Here is an 18082-nt window from a genome sequence, read left to right as displayed (position 1 = left end):
GAATTCAGGGTGAAGTCTGTTAATATAGAACTACGGCATCATCCATATCAAAGGAGAATTCAATGTGAACGAGAACCTGAAGCAAGCGTATGTACAGTTAGGATTACCTGAAACCGTAACCAGAGAGGAACTGAACAAGCGGTTCGATCTGCTCCTGAAGCGAAGACGCGCCCTGACCACAGAGGAGGAGATAGCAGCCTACGAAGCGGATTTCCGGGCGTACAAGCTGATTCTTGATACCTGGGATGAGCAGGAGATCCAGAAGGCTGAAGATGAGCGGCTTGCCAAGTATGGACGCTTCTCCGGTACGGCAAGCAAGTGGGAGACCTTCATGCGGCTATACCGGACACATGTGATCCTCGGCATTATCGGGCTGCTGGTAGTGATTTTTGGCGGGAAGGCGCTCTATGACAATTATCAGCATAGACAATATCTAGCTTCTCTGCCGCCAGTAGATGCTAAGATTATGTTCATCGGCAACTTCGGAGTCACGGATACCAGCGGCAAGACCGAGGAGCTGGAGAAGGCGATCATCGCGGCTTATCCGGAATGGAAACGGGTGGAGACGGTGATGACTTATCTGCCCAGAACGGGCGAAGGCTCTGACTCACTGGATATGAATTATATGCAAAAGGCAGTTGTGGAGCTGGCGGCGAACCGGCCGGATATCCTTATTCTGGATGAGGCCACCGTCAAGTGGATCGGCGGACAGACCGGATTCCAGAATCTGGAGCCGATCACAGCGGACGGGAAGCTTGCCGCTGACGATACCCGCATGCAGTGGGGAGTCAATGAGGACACGGGCAAGAATGAGCTGTATGGTGTAGATATTCTGAAATCTCCGTTCATCTCAGAGCTGCCTATCAATTATAATGCGAAATCCATCATTATCGGTGTCCTGAATGACAAGGACAAGGATAAGATGCTGGCGTTCGTGAAGCATATTGCGGAGGAGCCGCCCGTTAAGTAAGCAGGAATTGGATCTAAATTCCTTTTGAAAAAACAACAAAAACCTCTCTTCTATGGCTGGTTACACCGCCATCATGAAGAGAGGTTTTTGTCTGCTGGTTATTAGCTTACTTGATTACCCGTTCAGCCTTACTGCTCCAGACGGTAGCCCCCATGGAATACAGGACCGACATACTCATTGAACGCATAGCCATTGCGGATGGCGGCGGATACGAAATCCTTCGCCTTCACCACAGCATCCTTCACCGACAAGCCGTTAGCCAGTCCGCCGGTAATTGCTGCGGCGAAGGTGCATCCCGCTCCATGGTTATGGGCAGGCTCGATCTTCGCAGTCTCCAGGACGAGGTATTCGCTGCCGTCGAAGAAGATATCAATCGCCTTGTCGCCGCCCAGCGCCTTGCCGCCCTTGACGACAACATTCTGGGTGCCGAGCTGATGAATCAGGCGGGCAGCTTCCTTCATCTGATCAAGCGTAGTCAGCTTGCCGAGACCCGAGAGCACTCCGGCTTCGAACAGATTCGGAGTAGCCACCGTAGCCAGCGGCAGCAGCAGATCGCGGATGGCATCTGCACTCTCCGGGTTCAGTACTTCATCCTCGCCTTTGCATACCATAACCGGATCGATCACGACATTGGTCTGCTTGTTGCTCTTCAGGGCCTGTTCAGTAACCTTAACAATGTCCACACTGCCGAGCATACCGGTCTTCATGGCATCCACAGGACCGCCGGCGAAGATCGTCTTAAGCTGTTCGGCAACGATGGCAGCATCGACAGGGTATACATTATGATGCCAGCCCCGGTCAGGGTCCATCGTTACAATGGTAGTCAGGGCACTAAGGCCGTAAGTACCGTATTCCTCAAAGGTTTTGAGGTCTGCCTGAATGCCTGCGCCTCCGCTGGAGTCACTGCCGGCAATGGTTAATGTCTTAATGATTTTTGACAAAGGTAACGTCCCCTTCTTGTATATGAATAGTATGCTGCTTATTATAACAAAAATCATCGGCTTAGTCCGCAAAAAAAGTATAAGCTCCAAAAACGCCCCGCAGCCCTTGGGTGAGAGCAAGGGTTCCCGCTCTGCTGTACTGCATATCATGATAGTCTAGTGGATTATGTATTCAGGAGGCTGCCATGATTGAGATCAGTTTATGTATGATTGTCCGCAATGAGGAGAAGAGCCTGTCCCGCTGCCTGGCTTCTGTGAAAGGGCTGGTCGATGAGATCATTATTGTGGATACGGGATCGGCAGACCGCACCAAGGACATTGCCGCTGCCTTTGGAGCCGTAATTTATGATTTTACCTGGATTGACGATTTCTCTGCTGCCCGTAATTTCGCCTTCAGCAAGGCGACCCGGAACTATATCTTCTGGCTGGATGCGGACGACTATCTGAAAGAAGAGGATCAGGTGCTGTTCAAGGAGCTGAAGTCTTCGCTGCCGGGACAGGTGGACAGTGTGAATATGCAGTATAATCTCGCTTTTGACGGGGAAGGGAGAGTGACGGCCTCCTTGCGGCGCAACCGGCTGGTCCGCCGGGCTTGCGGGTTCAAGTGGATCGGTCCGGTGCATGAATATCTGGAGGTGTACGGCCCATCGCTGGCAAGTACCGTCTGTGTTACCCATGAGAAGGATAAGGCGTACACGGACCGTAATCTGCGGATCTACCGCAGACGGGAAGCTGAAGGCGAGCGCTTCTCTGCGCGCGATCAATATTATTACGCCAATGAGCTGCGCGACCACGGAATTCACCGGGAGGCCTGCCGGTATTACGAGCTGTTCCTCAGCGGCGGGCAGGGCTGGATTGAAGATAATATTCAGGCCTGCCTGCGGCTGGCCGAATGCCTGGAAGCGCTGGGGGACAAGGAAGCGGCCTTCACTGCGGTCACCCGCACGCTGCAATATGATGCCCCGCGTGCCGAAGGCTGCTGCCGGCTGGGGGCCTGGCATCTGGAAAAGGGGCAGCTTTATCCGGCCATCTACTGGTTTGAGCTTGCTATTCAGCTGCCCGGACAGGCGGAGTCCATGGGGATGAAGAATGAGGCCTTCGCCACCTGGATTCCGAATCTGCAGCTTGCGCTCTGCTATGACCGGCTGGGCCAGCATGAGCGGGCCAACCGCTATAATGAGACTGCGCTGCTTCATTCCCCCAGCCATCCCAGCATGCTGTATAACCGGAATTACTTCCAGAAGCTACTGGGCGACAAGTATGTCTCCTTGCAGCAGCCTTGAACACATAAGAAGCGCTCCCCTGCCGAGGCTGGGGAGCGCTTGTTATTGTCTACGGATGTCCTGGCATTGCCGCAGGCTCCAGCAGCAGCTGGGGTTCACTCATGCGGATGAATTCCAGCACCTTGTCGTAAATAATCCGGTGGCCTTCCCGGTTGGGGTGGATGCCGTCCCGGCAGATGAACTTGGTGTAATCCGGCTGCTGCAGGAAGGCGCCCCGGACATCGATAATCTTGGTCCTGGTGCTCTCGGCGACCTTGAGGATAGCGGAGTTATAACGCTCCTGCCACCAGTAGATTTTGGTGACGCTGCCGAGGAACTTCATAATGTTCACTTCGGAATCGGGATTGTTGCCGCTGACCCACTTGAAGTAGTTGTCCGCATTCAGCGGAGGCAGACTCATCAGGATTGGCGTGATCCCCTGGTTCTTCAGGAAATGAATCATATCAGCCAGCATCCGCTCGAAGGCCGGAAAATCCGTCTTAGGACTATGCTCTGCCTCGGGATTGCTCGCAATCTCACTCCAGTGGTAGTCACAGTCATTGCCGCCGTATTCAATCAGCACCACATCCGGCTTCTCCTTCAGGACATCCCGCTTCAGATTACCGAAGCCCTTCATCAGCGTATTGCCGAATCTGGCAGTATTGCGCATAGCTCCCTTGAGCTTGCCCTGAAGCATGGATACATAATTATCCTCCAGAATGACATACTTGCTTCGGGTCTCGTCATACACAACGCCCTTGGAGATAGAATCCCCGCTGACCATATATTTGAACTGAGACCCCATGGACTCTTGCTGCTCCTCATTCCTGTTCATGCTCCCGCCTCCGATAACCCTAGTATATATACAATCAGTGTAAACCATACGTGCAGCCGTGCCTATGTATAGATGTCATGGGTTCTTAGTCTTGCCGGCAGTATTCTGGCGGATCAGTGGAAAATACAGAAAAGGTTCAACCCTAACCTCATAAGTTGGACCTTTTCCTGCATTCTCCGGAGCCTCTACCCATTCTCTGCAAAAGGTCGGCTGGAGCGCGATTTTCCCGCACCGTTCCCTTTTAAAAAGGCAGTGGCTGTCCGTTCCATGATTTTGACACTGTTCTCCCAGGTCCATGATCTTGAATCGGTCTCCCCGCGTGCGGCGATCCGGTTCCGGAGTGCGGGATCTTGAATGAGCCGCATCACATCCGCCGCAAGCCGGTTCTCATACCGGTAGGACAACAAGGAGTTCTCCTCATGGCGGGCATACTCCAGATTTCCTCCCGCATAGACAGAGACCAACGCCGCCCCGCAGCGCATCGCCTCCAGCCCGGGCAACGAGCCGGTGTCGAAAATGCTGGAGCTGACAAAAATATCAGCACCGTTATAGTGATAGCATAGCTCCTCGTCATTGAGCGGCGTGAAGAAGCGGTATTTGCCGCTGTTCATCATCCTTTTTAGTGAATCGGAGGTGAAGCATTCGTCCGGCGGACTGATGAAATTGATATTGACCCACGGGAAGTTCTGCTTCACGATATCCAGCTGATTCACCAGGTAATCCTGCTCGCGGTGCCAGGAGAAGCCGTGCTCCACCTTGCGCAGGATCGCTGTAATATTCAGCGGCTCCTGAAGCTCCTTACGGATGTTCATGTTTCGGAATGAAGCACTGATCCCTACCGGTACAATGCTTCCGCTGATTCCGTGCCCCAGCTTAATCAACTCCTGCTGCCATCTGGAGAGGACGATCAGCTTATCGGTAATGTGATAGGAGGGGAAGGATACCTCGTTCTGCGGCAGAAACAGCGGTTCATAGCACAAGGAGAGGCGGATATGCATACCTTTGCCGTTCAGGCTGGCTGCCTGTGAGACCGGAACCGTAGTGTAGAAATTGGAGACGATGATATCACTGACGGGGAAATCGGATTCGCGAAGCAGCGGGTAGTCGGTAATCAGCAGAGTGGAACGGACGTCATAGGAAACATCCCCTCCCAGCGGCATGACAATCACAACCTGGTGGCCCCGGGCAGTAAGACCGTTCGTAAGCTCCACGAGCATGCGTTGTGCCCCGCCATGGCTTAAGGTAAGAATGGGGAAAGTGAACCGCATCTGTGATCCCTTCCTTTCTGCACCATCGCCCTGCAAAAATGCGATAGGTATACTATTTTATTCAGTGAAAAGCGAAAAGTACCGCTAAGCGGTACTTTTGGAGGAAATGGGGTTATGGCCGGATTATAACGATTTGCGCAGATTACGCAGCAGATTCACAGTGTCCCGGATCTCCAGGCTGGTGACATCCTCCAGCGAGACATCGATCATCGGCTTATGCGCCTCGAGCTTGTTCAGGAACTCAGCGGTGTGGAACAGTCCGGTTCCGGGAGCGCCGTGACGAATGCGTCCACCGTCCTCATAGATTCCTTTGAGATGGGCGAGGATGATCCGGTCGCCGAACAGGCTGAAGGATTGATCGACGATCTCATCCTGGAGATGAACCTCTTCACCGATCAGGTTGCATGGGTCGAATACGACTCCGATGGAGCTTGAAGGCACCTCGTCGAGGATACGCCGCATTTTGGCCGGAGAGGACAGGGTATGAGTGCTTACGCCCTCGAGACCTAGGAATACGCCCCATTTCTCCGCCTCCTCTGCCAGCTCCTCGATTGTTGCCTTAAGGGCATCCCAGCCGATCTCCTCATAGCGGTAAGGGTCGATTTCCTGGAAGGTCGTAAATGCCCCCGTCTCCGTAGCGACCATAGGCGCGCCGAACTGGCGGGCGTAGCGCAGATGCTCCTTGAAGCGGTCAATCTCCGACCGGCGGACCGCAGGATCGGGGTGAATCGGATTAATGTAGCAGCCAAGCACACCGATGCGGATACCGGCCCTATCGAATTGCTCGCCGATGTATGAGGCCAGTCCAGGACTCAGCTTGCCGGGGGAGAGGTCGATGTCCTGTATGGCTTTGGATAAGGCGAGCTGAACGAAGTCAATATTGTAGGTCTGAAGAGCGGCGGTCAATTCCTTAAGCGGCAGGCAGCCGGCAGTGTGTGCCAACGTTCCGTAACGAATAATAAACAACTCCTTTGGAATTCTATGAATTTATATCTATAATATTAATGACGCTTACATAGACATGCAAGGTTTTAAGAATGCATGCAACACAGGAGGAATTGAGATGAATGCAATAGAGATGCGTAAGCAAGAGCTGGAGAACTGCCGTCCAGAGCCTACACTGGACCGGGAGACGATTGATGAATTCTGGAATGATCTGCTTGCGGAAGATGAAGAGCAGCCGCTGGATGTGAGCATCACCCCTGAAGATACCCCCTATCCGGGCATGAAGGTGAGCAAGGTCAGCTATATGAGCTATGGGGAGACTACGATCAATGCCTGGTATATCCAGCCTGCCGGTGATACGGACGGCATGGGAGACCGGCCGTGTGTTGTGACCTTTCCAGGTTACACCGGTGACCGGGGATATCCCGAGCGTTACGCAGATTTCTTGCTGCTTGGATACACAGTACTGGCCGTAGATGTCCGCGGTCAGCTTGGAGAGACCGGCAATCTGCTGCCGCAAGAGCATGGGATTGTCAGAGGCTGGATTACCCAGGGGCTGCTGGAGAAGGAGCAGTCCTACTATCTGGCGTTAGCCATAGATACCGTACGGGCTATAGAGACGGCAGCACAGCTGCCGGGGGTTGATCCGGCGCGTATTGCGATTACAGGAGCCAGCCAGGGCGGGGGGATCGCGCTCTTGGCAGGGGCGCTCAGCAGCCGCGTGGCTGCGGTAGCCGCAGATATTCCTAATCTGTGCCGGCTGGATTTCGGGGTGCTGAATTCCACCAGCTCACTTACTGAGATCGCGGAATACCTAAAGCGCTATCCGGAGCATCTGGAGCGTGTGTTTGAGAATCTGGCCTTTTTCGATATCGTCAATCTGACTCACCGCTTCACCGTCCCTGTTCAGATGTCCGTAGGCTGGAAGGATACGGTATGTATGCCGGAGACGATCTATGCCGCGTATAACCGGATAGAATCGCCTAAGAAGATTATGGATTATCCGTTCTCCGGGCATGAGGTGAGCGAATTCCAGCGCAGACAGACGGCGTTGTTCTTCAAGGAGCATCTGGGCTCCTAAGTGAAGCATTATAAGCCACAGTGATTAGCCGCAAGGGAATGGTGTGAAGATATAGTAAGGGTTGGCGCGAGGCCATATATAGGCAGTTTAATCACCGGGAGGGAACTACGGATGGACAATCAGACAGGTAAGCTGCCTGCAGGAGCATTGGTGGAGAGCTTTGAGTATGACAAGAAGAATGAGGAGCTTGTGAAGAAGAGCTTCTGGAGCAAAACCAGGAAAGCCGCCGGTAAAATTCCCTTCACCAGAGAAGCGATAGCCATGTACTACTGTGCTATGGATGCCAAAACACCGCTATGGGCGAAAGGGATTGCTTTTGGAGCGCTGGCGTATTTCATTTCCCCGATTGATGCTATTCCCGATGCGCTGATTGGCCTGGGCTTCACAGACGATGCTGCCGTCATGGCGGCGGGCATCCGGGCTATTGCCGGACAGGTCAAGGAGGAGCATAAGCAGAAGGCGGAGGAGTTTTTCGAAGATTCATAATAGGCTGGAAAACGGCCCCTTTTTTTAAGCAGGATTAACGTGAGTACTTGGGTGGACGCTGCGTGAACGAACCGTTGTTCCAATCGCTGTGGTCGTAAGAATTTTTTTCATTCCCCTTAGCGGTGAAAATCCGGAGACCAAGGCGACCGCTGACGCTTTTACACAATCGTTTCGTCCTCTCCGCTGTTTAAGTGGGATACGAAAATACATTTTTTCAACAAAAACAGAAAGCAGCGGTTCTCCAATATGAGAGAATCGCTGCTTTTTTAACATTTGAATCCTTTGAAACATCTGAGATCTGACTCGTCTATAGAATATCTACTTTGAGACAGTCCCTATTCTGCTATGCCCCGTTACACTCCGGTGTCTATAGCCGGACTCTCAGAAATCTGCTGCTTCGCCTGGTACTCCAGACCCCAATCTCTCATCAGCTTGATGATCGGAATCAGAGACCGGCCGAAATCAGTCAAGGAGTACTCGACCTTGGGCGGCACCTGATGATAGACCTCACGGTGTACGACGCCATCCTCCTCCAGCTCGCGGAGCTGCAGGGTCAGCATGCGCTGGGTGATGCTGGGGCAGATGCGGCGGAATTCGTTGAACCGGACTGTGGAATCCATCATATGGTACAGCAGCACACCCTTCCATTTACCGCCGATAACATCGAGGGTGAATTCTACAGGACAAGCAAAGGCATTGCTATCAGGGCAAGTGCCGAAACCGCCTTTACGGTTGCGCATCACTGAACACGCTCCTTAGTATCATTTTGTATACTACATCACAAAAATGTGCGTACTTCTAAATGTGTTGTATATCCATTACTATAGGCATGGGAACAGGAAAACGTCAATTCCTTATCATGAACGGTACACAGAAAGGGAGTATGGAGGATGGAGAACACAAGCACAGCAACTCAAATGACGAAAGAGCAGATTTTGGCAGCCTATGAGTACAGACATGCGACCAAGGAATTCGACAGCAGCAGAAAGATCAGCGGGGAGGATTTCGGCTTCATTCTGGAGACGGGACGTCTGTCACCGAGTTCGTTCGGCTTCGAGCCCTGGAAGTTTGTAGTTGTCCAGAACCCGGAGCTCCGGCAGAAGCTGCTGCCATACGCCTGGGGCGCGCAGAAGCAGCTTCCGACTGCAAGCCATTTCGTGCTTATTCTGGCCAGACAGCCGCGTGATCTGGCAGCTGACTCAGAATATATTCAGAGTATGATGTCGGAGGTACAGAAGCTGCCGGTTGAGATTGCAGAGGGCAAGCAGCGGGTCTACGGCGCATTCCTGAAAAACGATTTCGGCCTGGCTGGCAATGAGCGGGCGATCTTCGAGTGGGGCGCGCGTCAGACCTATCTGCCCCTTGGCAATATGATGACCGCAGCTGCGCTGATCGGCATCGATTCCTGTCCGATTGAAGGCTTCGATAAGCAGAAAATGGAGCAGCTTCTGGCCGACGAGGGGATTATGGACCCTGAACATTTCGGGCTGGCCTGCATGGCAGCCTTCGGCTACCGGAGCGGTGAGCCGCGTGTGAAGACCCGGCAGAACGCTTCGCAGGTGGTAGAGTGGGTCTAAGGGCGATAAGGCCTGCGAGCCGGAGGCTGTTATGAGGATCACAAAGAAACGGATGCTGCCCTGAGGGGTTGCATCCGTTTCTTTTTTTTGAAATATTAGATCAATAATGAAAGTACATAGAAGAGTCGAAAACTTATTGAAAATTTGCTGAAAACTCTGCTACTCTTAGGAAGTCAGCCTGCTGCCGGTAAGCGGCTGCTTATGCTCGTCATTTCAAGATTGAAGGGATTCCTGCATTATGAAAATCATCCGCATTATCGCCGAGGTCTGCTTGCTGTATGTGTTCTTCCTGGCCGGAGGCTATCTGCAAGAGCTGCTGCATTTGCCGATTCCAGGCAGTATCGTGGGACTGTTGCTGCTCTTCGTGCTGCTTTTGCTAAAGATTGTGCCCGTGAAGCTGATCGAAAACGGCTCGTCCTTTATACTGGCGTATCTGCCCATGTTCTTCATCCCGGCCACCGCAGGCATCATGAACCATCTGGATATCTTTAGCGGAAGAGGCTTGCTCCTGATCGGCATTCTCGTCATCAGCAGTGTGCTGACCATGGTTGTTACAGCACATTCCAGCCAGTGGATTGCCTCGCGCAGCGTCAAACGCTTAACACGCCGGACGTACCGTGCCCGTAATGTCCATGGGAAGGGGAAGGAAGCATGAGAATTCTGCTGGCTGCCAGCTTCGTGCTGATGAACGTCGTGATCTATCTGGTCATGTCCATACTGTACAGACGTTACCGTCTTCCTGTCCTTCTGCCCGCGCTGACCGCAACGTTCACGGTTGTTGTGCTGCTCATGGGCTTCCATATCCCTTATGAGACTTATATGATCGGCGGCGACTGGATTAACCGCCTGCTGGGACCAGCGGTAGTATCGCTGGCTTATCCCTTATACAAACAGCGGCATGTACTGTGGAAGAATCTCCCTGCCATTCTCGGCGGAACGGTCACCGGACTTATGGTCGGAATGTTCAGCGGGCTGCTGATGGCAGCCGGACTCGGCTTCTCCAAGCTGTATGTGCTGTCCATTCTGCCCAAGTCGATTACCACCGCTGTAGCGATTCAGATCTCCAGCAATCTCGGCGGAGATTCATCGCTGACCTCCGTGTTCGTGATGGTTGCCGGCTTCACGGGAGCAATCGGCGGCCCCTATATAATTAAGCTGTTCAGAATCCGCAGCGAGTCGGGGATCGGCATTGGCCTGGGCACAGCTTCCCATGCCCTCGGCACCGCTAAGGCACTGGAATACGGCGAAGAGTCGGTGTCCATGAGCTCTGTAGCCATGACTGTGTGCGCGATTGTCGGCTCCATCGCCGGACCGCTAGTCGCCTGGATCATGTACCATTAAGCTTGCAGCATTTAGTAATCAGCCGTTCACACGCAGCCGGATTACGTTCCAGGAAGCAGCCGGAAGCATTGCGCTCACCCGGCCGCCGTCTGCGGCTGCTGTTCCCCGGTTGTGCGGAAGCACATTCGACGGGTTGGAGCGGGTATTGGCCGCCTGAAGATCCTCATGCTCAAGAACCGTGTGCTGAATAACCTCTACAGCTCCGAAGCTCCGCAGATCAACCGCCAGCTCCATGCCTTCGCTCAGATGGCGGTTCACTGCAAACACAGTAACCTCGTTCAGCTCCTCATTATATACACTGACCGCTTCCAGATATGGAACGTCGGTGAAATCCTTGGAATCATATTTGGAACTTGTAATCAGCGGGTGCAGCACCGTTCCCCGGCCGTAGATGGAGGCATGCATGTAAGGATAATAAGTGGTCTGCAGCCAGAGCGGTCCGCCATCCTCCGTCATAATCGGTGCAATGACATTAATGAGCTGGGCGATACAGGCCATCTTGACCCGGTCTGCATGCTTAAGCAGGCTGATCAGGCAGCAGCCCACCACCAGCGCATCCTCCAGGGTATAGACATCCTCGAATTCAGGCGGTGCAATCTGCCAGTGCTGCTCGGCACGGCTAGAGCCCTGCGATTTCCATACATTCCATTCATCGAGGGACAGGTAAATCTTTTTCTTGCTTTTCTTTTTAGCCTTGATATAATCACATACTGCTGCTACGCTGTCGATGAACTGATCCATATCAAGCGATTGGGCCAGGAAATTCGCTGTATCCCCATCATTGTTATTGTAGTAAGTGTGCAGCGACAGGAAATCGACATTATCATAGGTGAGATCCAGAACTGTAGCTTCCCATTCGGCAAAAGTGCTCATGTTGCTGCCCGAGCTGCCGCAGGCGACAAGCTCCAGAGAAGGATCCACCCAGCGCATCGCTTTGGCGGTCTCATTGGCGAGTCTTCCGTATTCGACTGCAGTCTTGGCTCCGATCTGCCATGGACCGTCCATTTCATTGCCCAGACACCAGGTGCGGAATTTGTGCGGATCCTTGTAGCCATGGGAGATCCGCAGGTCACTCCAGTAAGAGCCGGAGGGATGGTTGCAGTACTCGACCAGATTCCTTGCAGCGTCGATTCCGCGTGTGCCCAGGTTCACTGCCATCATCACTTCAGAACCGGCCAGCTTGGCCCAATCGGCGAATTCATTCGTGCCTACCTGGTTAGTCTCAGTAACCCACCAGGCAAGTTCAAGAGAGCGCTTTCGTTCCGCCTTGGGTCCAACGCCGTCTTCCCAGTTATAACCGGATACAAAGTTGCCTCCCGGATAACGGATGATCGGTACGCGTAGTGCCTTGATGGCCTGGAGGGCATCGCCGCGGAACCCGTTCTCGTCAGCGGTAGGATGTCCCGGCTCATAGATTCCGCCATAGACGGCCCGGCCCAAATGCTCAATGAAGGAACCGTACAGCCTTGGATCTACCTCGGCCAGCTTGAAGTCTTTGTCGACAATCATCTTGGATTGAATGCTCATAGTTAGAAGCTCCTTTGTATTAGATTAATGAAATAGCTAATCGTTCAAGCCCGTTTATGATTACATGATACGAATTACGGGGTATACTAAGCAATAACTAATTTCAGGATTAACTTAATAACTAATTCAAAGAGCGCGGAGGGCCACCGATGTATTTAACCACAGATTCTGAATCGTTGAAGGTCTATGAAGCACTTGCCAGTGAAGTGCGGCTGCGGATCATCGATCTGCTTAGCAGCGAGGAGATGCATATTAAGGAGATTGCAGCCAGGCTGTATCTCAGCAGTGCCATTGTCAGCTCGCATGTAGCGAAGCTGCAGAAGGCCGGCATTGTCAGCTCCCAGATGAAGCGGATCGACGGGGGGACTTATAAATTCTGCTCACTTTCCGCGAATTTCTTGCAGATTAAATTATCCGGGGCCAAAGGCATCGCCCGCAAAGTAGTGGAGGTCTCTGTCCCTGTGGGCCATTACACCGACCTTGCAGCTTCACCGACCTGCGGCATTGCCACAACGGAGAAGCTGATCGGGTATTATGACGACCCGCGTTATTTCCTGGACCCGCAGCGGGTGGATGCCGGCATTCTCTGGTTCGCCAAAGGATATGTGGAATATAAGGTTCCGAATTATCTGTTCATGGATCAGACGGTCCAGGAGATTGAGATCTCCATGGAGATCGGCTCGGAGGCACCGAGTGTGAACGAGAAGTGGCCTTCGGATATCTCTTTTATGATGAATGGCATTTCGCTTGGCAAATGGACCAGCCCCGGTGACTTCGGCGTAATGAGAGGCCGTCTGACCCCAGCCTGGTGGAAATCGGATGTGAACCAGTACGGGCTGCTCAAGGTGCTCAGAATTAATGCAGGGGGAACTTATATAGACGGCCAGCAGATATCGGCAGTTACCATTGATCAGGTGGGCTGGCAGCAGGACCAGTGGAGCTTCAGGTTCACGGCAGAAGACACCACCCGAAGGCGGGGCGGCTTAACGTTATTCGGGCGCGGCTTCGGGAATTACGAGCAGGACATTGTGTTTCGTGTGTATTACGAATAAGAGGGACCTGTTCGCCGAATGGCAAGTGAATGGATAGAACAGTGAATGGATAAGACAAGTGAAAAGGATCTTTGTTCACATGAGATGTTTGCAAAAGGGGTCTGCGGGTAACTATAACTACGTAGTTCAAATCGCGTACAAGTTGCATACAAGGAGGAATTCACATGTCAGATCATTCCGGTAATGAAGCAGACATCCGCAACAAAGAGAATAAAGACGGGGATTCACTCGCAGAACGCAAAAAGATGGAGAACGGTGTGGATATTGAACCTGAAGCCGATGATTGGGAAGCCAAACCGGCCGAAACCGCTCATCCTGACCCGCTTCCTAAGAATTAGAGGATAAGGATAAGGCATGTGGCTAGGTCATAAGGTATAAGGCATATGCACATAGCAGACTGTTCCTACTGGGGCAGTCTTTTTTCTGATATAGGGATTATGATTTCACCAGACGCAGGCCGACGGAGGTAATAAGGAGTCTGGAATGTATGCGAAAAACCGCCAGATATTCCCGTCATAGCATCCGGTTCCTGGAGGCATACTAGCTCCAATTGGAAAATTAATGGGACCGGAGGCGCGAATAACTACGATGACACCGTTACTTTTACAGCATAGTTACAGTGTAGTGGCTGCGGCAAGCCCCTATCTGTTCTATTTTACTGTCTATTCGTTTCTGGGGTGGGTCCTTGAAGGCAGCTATAGCCTCTACAGCACGGGAACCTTTCGCAAAGAAGGCTTCCTCAAAGGGCCATTTAAGCCCATGTATGGCTGCGCACCGCTGCTGCTGCTGCTGGCGGCACATGAAATTAGGCTTCCCTTGCCGTTATTCCTGCTGCTTGCGCTGATTGTCCCTTCGGCGGTTGAGTTTGTCAGCGGCTGGCTGCTTAAGGGGATCTTTCGTAGACAATGGTGGGATTATTCAGGGATGCCGTTACAGCTGCAAGGGCATATCTGCCTGAAATTCTCGCTGTATTGGTGGGGACTGTCAGTGGCTTGCATCTTCGGCTTGCATCCGCTGGTACACTTCCTGTATCTGCATATGGAGCGGGTATGGATGCCCATACTTCCCGTCGTCCTGCTGTTATTCACAGCAGATCTGCTGTGGACCTTCCGCACCCGTCGCCGCGGACTACAACTACTTGAACCACCGGAGCTGGGCGAAGGTTGAAGACTTAGTGAAGAGTGGGAATATGAAAATCACAAAGAATCCAAAGATATCTCCGCCCTGTGGCTGGAGATATTTTTGGGTTACATAACCTTTTACTATCACAATTGTGCGTCAGACAAGGAATATCATACAACCATGTCAAATATAGTGCTAACCCGGTTTATCCATAAACCGTGGTGCGGGAGGGAACATGAACAACTTTTTTAGCAAATACAGCCGGGCTATTATAATTCTTGAAACGCTACTTATTGCGGTACTTTCACTATTGCTGATACGGGAATTCAACAAGCCAGTCTCTCTGGTCAGGGACCAGCGGAACTTAATTACGCATTTTGATAAGCTGGATTTGGACAGAATTACAGAAATGATACATAGATTTAAGGAAGGTAAGGGAGATAACCTCACCATGCTTCAGTGGGGTGTTGACAGTGGGCCGTATATTCATGATTTCTACAACGATGGCAGGGTACTGCACTGGACGGTGGACAATAGCCGAGACTGGGCAGGCGACGGCGGGAAGATCGAATATGTATGCAGAGCGATCCGGCTTGCTGAGACCGAGGAATTCTATAAGGTAGAGCTGACGGATTGTGAGAATCAGCCGGGTGATTTCGTGGTTTATCCGGTTTCTTTCCGCAAGGATGAGCTATAAACTGGAATTAAGAATGATATAGGGGCCAATTGAAATAAAGTGGGGGGATGCTTCATGTCAATGTCTGAGTATTACCGGGAGCTGCGCGGGAAGGCCGGCAACGGGCTGTTAATGATGCCGTCTGTAGCGGCTGTAGTAAGAGATGAACAGGATCGGATTCTGCTGATCCGCAAAAAGGATGAAACCTTATGGGGCCTGCCGGCCGGAGCGGTTGAACCTGGAGAGACCCCGTCTAGGGCGCTGCGTAGAGAGGTGTTCGAAGAGACCGGCTTAATGGTGACGCCTGAACAGATTATCGGCGTATTCGGCGGTGAGAAATTCAGATATGAATATAGCAACGGGGATCAGGTAGAGTACACGGTTATTGTATTTGAATGTGTCATTGTTAAAGGCCAGCTCAGGAGCCTGGACGGGGAGGCGGAAGAGCTGAGATTCTTCAAGGAAGATGAACTGCCCGGGCTAACAATCCCTTATCCCCCGAAGCTGTTCATGCGGGATGCAGCTGCGCCCAGGAAGGTTATATTTGATTGAAGGTTGTATTTGATTGATGAAGGAGTAGTTACGATTGCTGATTTTGAATTTACAATCCAGAATGATCTACTGCGGTGCAGTACTGCTAGCCGCCCTGCTGGGTCTTGCGACCAGGGCATACGGGAACCAGTTGCCGCACTTTGTCAGCGAACACTTTGGGGATGCGATCTGGGCAGGGATGATTTACCTTGCCTCCCGGGTGCTGCTGATCCGGCATCCGCTATGGATGTCGCTTGTCCTTAGCCTGTGCTTCAGCTTCGGAATTGAGTTCAGCCAGCTCTATCAGGCTGAGTGGATTCTGCATGTGCGTGCTACAACCCTTGGCAGCTTGATTCTCGGCCACGGCTTCCTCTGGATTGATCTGGTCCGGTATACAGCCGGAATTCTGTTCTGCTGGACGTTAGACCAAATCTTACAAAATTGATTCTGGATTATATAGGAAGAAGAATATATATTAAGTGAGGCGATCCGGTCTGTAATAATTTGGAACAAGAATGCCGGTCATCTGCCGAATGCTGCCTGATTTGGAGATGAGTAACCGTAAATGACGAACAGCTTATTAGTGGTATGTCTATTGACTCTGATTATTCATACGGCGGAGACCTTGTCGTATTCGGTGCGTTTTGCCGGAGTGAAGCTGAACAAGATCGCCATCGCCTTATCCCTGACCGGAATTATCGTGCTGGTCTCCAGAACCGCAAATATGGTACAAGGCCCCTTAACGGCGAAGTTCGTAGATTATGCCAAAGCTGACGACAGCTTCCCGCTGCTCAACTATCTGCGGATTATTATGCTGGCTTCTTCACTGGGGACATTGATCGCCATCGCCTTGTTCCCGACCTTCGTAGGACTGTTCGCAAGAGTGATCTCCAAGCTGGAGATTGAAGGATCTATCCCTAAGCTGCTGACGAGTGTAACGGTCAGCCAGCTCAAGAATACGCGCAAATATATCCGCAGACCGAAGGTCAGGCTGAGCAGCTTCCGTTATCTTGGAATTCCCAAGCGCTTCATTGTGATGAATGTCTTCGTGACGGCCTTCTACACGGTTGGCGTATTATCCTCGATGTATGCGGCCAAGCTGTTGCCGGCATTCAGCACTACTGCTTCCCAGGCATCGGGCCTGATTAACGGGATAGCAACGATACTGCTGACGGTGTTCATCGATCCACAGCTGGGAATCATTACGCATAAGGCAACCGAGAATGCGGAATACCGTGACCAGCTCGGGAAGATCTATGTACTCCTGATGGGCTCGCGCTTCTTGGGATCTCTGCTGGGTCAAGCCCTGCTGGTACCCGGAGCCTTCATTATCACCTGGCTGGTGAAGCTGCTCTGACCCTGATGAATATGCTGCTTCGGCTACTTCGGCAGCTTAAGCTCTGCGGCACGGAGCGCCGTGCTGATCTGTTGCTCCCAGCCGTACAACTGTCCGGCCATAGTACGGATCTCCTTCATCCGGTTATAAGACAGCTTCATTGCAGCCGCAGCCTGGGTGGCATCCCCCGCCTGGACAGCGGCTTTATAGCGCTTGTCGGCTTCGGTTCTTTCTGATTGTGCGGCTGAGAATAGCTTGTTCTGGGCGGCAATCTGCTTCTTGAGCAGGGTGATGGGGGCAAGGGCATCCTTAGCCGGCTTGTTCTTCGCGGCAGTTAACGCTTTGGCTTCTGCCAAGGCTGAGGTGGCCTTCTTTACTTCAGCCCTTGCTGCGGTAGCGGCAGCCTTAAGCTTATTGCGCTTCAGCTCAAGCACAGTGGCACTCTTCAGATTGCTTACCTTGCGGGCAGCGGTGATCTGTTTGCTGAGAGCAGTATACTGGTCCAGGAGCGGAGCATGCTTCTTCTGTACCGCTTCCGAGGCAGCCTTAAGCTTGGCGAGCTGGGCAGCATTAGTGGCTTGAAGCTGCTTGTTCACTGCGGCAAGTGCGGCGTTATTCTGCTTGCGCAATTCCTGATTCCGCTGGAGGTCAGACTTCAGCGTTGCCTGTAGACCCGTATAGTCTGTATACAGATTATGAATTTCGTCCAGCGCAGAATCCCAACCGGAATCTGCAGAGACACCGGACAAGGGAGATGTACAAAGTGACAGCAGTATCACCAGCACAAACAGCCTTCTTACAGCTCTTCCCGAGAAAGGTGTAACAACTCCCATCCCTCTCCAATTCGTCAAGCCCGTGAATCTAAACATTGCGTTCAGCTCCTCTGATTGTTCATTTGGCAGTAGACACAAAGAAGCACCTCCAAGAAAGGCATGAACTGCCTGTCCTGCGAGGTGCTTCTCCCGCTTAATATGTGTTACCTGTGCATTTACTATAACCCCCTGAACCTGCACCGTCAAGCATTTTAAGAACGTTAGTTCGCGAAATGGGATATTTATCTTCTTTTTGTATATGACTCTGCCGGAAAATCTAGTAGAATATATCTGTAGTTTACAATATTTTATATAGTTCG

At 52.1% G+C, this 18082-nt stretch carries 21 protein-coding genes; 14 read left to right on the top strand and 7 right to left on the bottom strand.

Features of this window, described 5'->3' with window-relative positions:
- Window positions 1–64 precede the first annotated feature (64 nt).
- Window positions 65–970 (top strand): hypothetical protein, encoded by a 906-nt coding sequence (locus C173_RS24870; RefSeq protein ID WP_036729776.1) that lies wholly within the window; start codon window positions 65–67, stop codon window positions 968–970.
- 128 nt (window positions 971–1098) lie between these two features.
- Here the strand turns inward: C173_RS24870 and thiD are convergent, their stop codons facing one another.
- A complete protein-coding gene (thiD, locus tag C173_RS24865; protein WP_036729773.1) occupies window positions 1099–1911 on the bottom strand; it encodes a bifunctional hydroxymethylpyrimidine kinase/phosphomethylpyrimidine kinase in 813 nt (270 codons plus the stop codon).
- 185 nt (window positions 1912–2096) lie between these two features.
- On the opposite strand from thiD, the gene C173_RS24860 reads away from it, so the two are divergent.
- The gene (locus C173_RS24860) at window positions 2097–3194 is read left to right on the top strand and encodes a glycosyltransferase family 2 protein (RefSeq protein ID WP_036729770.1); all 1098 of its coding nucleotides are present in this window, start codon (window positions 2097–2099) and stop codon (window positions 3192–3194) included.
- Window positions 3195–3243: 49 nt separating this feature from the next.
- Here C173_RS24860 and C173_RS24855 read toward each other — a convergent pair whose 3' ends face one another.
- The 3 genes from C173_RS24855 to C173_RS24845 all read right to left on the bottom strand — a co-directional run bounded on the left by C173_RS24855 (window position 3244) and on the right by C173_RS24845 (window position 6218).
- Window positions 3244–4008, bottom strand: a complete 765-nt coding sequence (locus C173_RS24855; RefSeq protein ID WP_051478358.1) for an SGNH/GDSL hydrolase family protein — start codon at window positions 4006–4008, stop codon at window positions 3244–3246.
- 185 nt (window positions 4009–4193) lie between these two features.
- Window positions 4194–5276: a glycosyltransferase family 4 protein gene (locus C173_RS24850; protein WP_063830944.1), complete on the bottom strand. Its 1083-nt coding sequence runs from the start codon at window positions 5274–5276 to the stop codon at window positions 4194–4196.
- 123 nt (window positions 5277–5399) lie between these two features.
- Window positions 5400–6218, bottom strand: coding sequence for a sugar phosphate isomerase/epimerase family protein (locus C173_RS24845; RefSeq protein ID WP_235192005.1), 819 nt, complete (start codon window positions 6216–6218; stop codon window positions 5400–5402).
- A 121-nt stretch (window positions 6219–6339) separates the two neighbouring features.
- On the opposite strand from C173_RS24845, the gene C173_RS24840 reads away from it, so the two are divergent.
- Window positions 6340–7302 carry an acetylxylan esterase gene (locus tag C173_RS24840; protein WP_036729767.1) on the top strand — a complete coding sequence of 321 codons (963 nt, stop codon included), beginning with the start codon at window positions 6340–6342 and terminating at the stop codon, window positions 7300–7302.
- Between the two features lie 111 nt (window positions 7303–7413).
- Entirely contained in the window at window positions 7414–7788 is a 375-nt protein-coding gene (locus tag C173_RS24835) for a YkvA family protein (protein ID WP_051478356.1), read from the top strand.
- 353 nt (window positions 7789–8141) lie between these two features.
- Here C173_RS24835 and C173_RS24830 read toward each other — a convergent pair whose 3' ends face one another.
- Window positions 8142–8528, bottom strand: coding sequence for a winged helix-turn-helix transcriptional regulator (locus tag C173_RS24830; RefSeq protein ID WP_036729764.1), 387 nt, complete (start codon window positions 8526–8528; stop codon window positions 8142–8144).
- Window positions 8529–8678: 150 nt separating this feature from the next.
- On the opposite strand from C173_RS24830, the gene C173_RS24825 reads away from it, so the two are divergent.
- The 3 genes from C173_RS24825 (at window position 8679) to C173_RS24815 (ending at window position 10706) form a co-directional block, all read left to right on the top strand.
- The gene (locus C173_RS24825; protein ID WP_081751322.1) at window positions 8679–9365 is read left to right on the top strand and encodes an NAD(P)H-dependent oxidoreductase; all 687 of its coding nucleotides are present in this window, start codon (window positions 8679–8681) and stop codon (window positions 9363–9365) included.
- A gap of 238 nt (window positions 9366–9603) precedes the next feature.
- Window positions 9604–10020: a CidA/LrgA family protein gene (locus tag C173_RS24820; RefSeq protein WP_036729758.1), complete on the top strand. Its 417-nt coding sequence runs from the start codon at window positions 9604–9606 to the stop codon at window positions 10018–10020.
- Complete coding sequence (locus C173_RS24815; RefSeq protein WP_036729755.1) at window positions 10017–10706, top strand: LrgB family protein; 690 nt, start codon at window positions 10017–10019, stop codon at window positions 10704–10706. The genes C173_RS24820 and C173_RS24815 overlap by 4 nt, the downstream gene beginning before the upstream one ends.
- An 18-nt stretch (window positions 10707–10724) precedes the next feature.
- Here C173_RS24815 and arfA read toward each other — a convergent pair whose 3' ends face one another.
- Window positions 10725–12233, bottom strand: a complete 1509-nt coding sequence (gene arfA / locus C173_RS24810; RefSeq protein ID WP_036729752.1) for an arabinosylfuranosidase ArfA — start codon at window positions 12231–12233, stop codon at window positions 10725–10727.
- A 149-nt stretch (window positions 12234–12382) separates the two neighbouring features.
- Between arfA and C173_RS24805 the strand changes: the two genes are divergently transcribed.
- The 7 genes from C173_RS24805 to C173_RS24780 all read left to right on the top strand — a co-directional run bounded on the left by C173_RS24805 (window position 12383) and on the right by C173_RS24780 (window position 16971).
- On the top strand, window positions 12383–13285 hold the full coding sequence (locus tag C173_RS24805; protein ID WP_036729749.1) for an ArsR/SmtB family transcription factor: 903 nt from the start codon (window positions 12383–12385) through the stop codon (window positions 13283–13285).
- Between the two features lie 164 nt (window positions 13286–13449).
- Window positions 13450–13623, top strand: a complete 174-nt coding sequence (locus tag C173_RS34735) for a hypothetical protein (RefSeq protein ID WP_179090391.1) — start codon at window positions 13450–13452, stop codon at window positions 13621–13623.
- A 250-nt stretch (window positions 13624–13873) separates the two neighbouring features.
- Window positions 13874–14452 carry a putative ABC transporter permease gene (locus tag C173_RS24800; RefSeq protein WP_036729746.1) on the top strand — a complete coding sequence of 193 codons (579 nt, stop codon included), beginning with the start codon at window positions 13874–13876 and terminating at the stop codon, window positions 14450–14452.
- 406 nt (window positions 14453–14858) lie between these two features.
- Window positions 14859–15104 (top strand): hypothetical protein, encoded by a 246-nt coding sequence (locus C173_RS35520; protein WP_327196489.1) that lies wholly within the window; start codon window positions 14859–14861, stop codon window positions 15102–15104.
- 54 nt (window positions 15105–15158) lie between these two features.
- Entirely contained in the window at window positions 15159–15635 is a 477-nt protein-coding gene (locus C173_RS24790) for an NUDIX domain-containing protein (protein ID WP_036729740.1), read from the top strand.
- A 34-nt stretch (window positions 15636–15669) separates the two neighbouring features.
- Window positions 15670–16059: a ribosomal maturation YjgA family protein gene (locus tag C173_RS24785; protein ID WP_051478355.1), complete on the top strand. Its 390-nt coding sequence runs from the start codon at window positions 15670–15672 to the stop codon at window positions 16057–16059.
- A gap of 120 nt (window positions 16060–16179) precedes the next feature.
- A complete protein-coding gene (locus C173_RS24780; RefSeq protein WP_036729737.1) occupies window positions 16180–16971 on the top strand; it encodes a lipid II flippase Amj family protein in 792 nt (263 codons plus the stop codon).
- Between the two features lie 23 nt (window positions 16972–16994).
- Here the strand turns inward: C173_RS24780 and C173_RS24775 are convergent, their stop codons facing one another.
- Window positions 16995–17819, bottom strand: coding sequence for a hypothetical protein (locus tag C173_RS24775; RefSeq protein ID WP_051478353.1), 825 nt, complete (start codon window positions 17817–17819; stop codon window positions 16995–16997).
- Window positions 17820–18082 lie beyond the last annotated feature (263 nt).

This window comes from Paenibacillus sp. FSL R7-277, from assembly GCF_000517965.1.
Lineage (GTDB): Bacteria > Bacillota > Bacilli > Paenibacillales > Paenibacillaceae > Paenibacillus_AQ > Paenibacillus_AQ silagei.
Note: the sequence above shows the minus strand (reverse complement) of the source record. Positions and strands in the feature narration are given on the sequence as shown.

Coding starts and splice junctions, on each gene's coding strand:
- C173_RS24830 (WP_036729764.1), bottom strand. CDS start 8,528: ATGCGCAACCGTAAAGGCGGTTTCGGCACTTGCCCTGATAGCAATGCC.
- C173_RS24780 (WP_036729737.1), top strand. CDS start 16,180: ATGACGAACAGCTTATTAGTGGTATGTCTATTGACTCTGATTATTCAT.
- C173_RS24835 (WP_051478356.1), top strand. CDS start 7,414: ATGGACAATCAGACAGGTAAGCTGCCTGCAGGAGCATTGGTGGAGAGC.
- C173_RS24825 (WP_081751322.1), top strand. CDS start 8,679: ATGGAGAACACAAGCACAGCAACTCAAATGACGAAAGAGCAGATTTTG.
- arfA (WP_036729752.1), bottom strand. CDS start 12,233: ATGAGCATTCAATCCAAGATGATTGTCGACAAAGACTTCAAGCTGGCC.
- C173_RS24790 (WP_036729740.1), top strand. CDS start 15,159: ATGTCAATGTCTGAGTATTACCGGGAGCTGCGCGGGAAGGCCGGCAAC.
- C173_RS35520 (WP_327196489.1), top strand. CDS start 14,859: ATGCTTCAGTGGGGTGTTGACAGTGGGCCGTATATTCATGATTTCTAC.
- C173_RS24850 (WP_063830944.1), bottom strand. CDS start 5,276: ATGCGGTTCACTTTCCCCATTCTTACCTTAAGCCATGGCGGGGCACAA.
- C173_RS24820 (WP_036729758.1), top strand. CDS start 9,604: ATGAAAATCATCCGCATTATCGCCGAGGTCTGCTTGCTGTATGTGTTC.
- C173_RS24840 (WP_036729767.1), top strand. CDS start 6,340: ATGAATGCAATAGAGATGCGTAAGCAAGAGCTGGAGAACTGCCGTCCA.
- C173_RS24860 (WP_036729770.1), top strand. CDS start 2,097: ATGATTGAGATCAGTTTATGTATGATTGTCCGCAATGAGGAGAAGAGC.
- C173_RS24815 (WP_036729755.1), top strand. CDS start 10,017: ATGAGAATTCTGCTGGCTGCCAGCTTCGTGCTGATGAACGTCGTGATC.
- C173_RS24855 (WP_051478358.1), bottom strand. CDS start 4,008: ATGAACAGGAATGAGGAGCAGCAAGAGTCCATGGGGTCTCAGTTCAAA.
- C173_RS24775 (WP_051478353.1), bottom strand. CDS start 17,819: ATGTTTAGATTCACGGGCTTGACGAATTGGAGAGGGATGGGAGTTGTT.
- C173_RS24800 (WP_036729746.1), top strand. CDS start 13,874: ATGACACCGTTACTTTTACAGCATAGTTACAGTGTAGTGGCTGCGGCA.
- C173_RS24805 (WP_036729749.1), top strand. CDS start 12,383: ATGTATTTAACCACAGATTCTGAATCGTTGAAGGTCTATGAAGCACTT.
- C173_RS34735 (WP_179090391.1), top strand. CDS start 13,450: ATGTCAGATCATTCCGGTAATGAAGCAGACATCCGCAACAAAGAGAAT.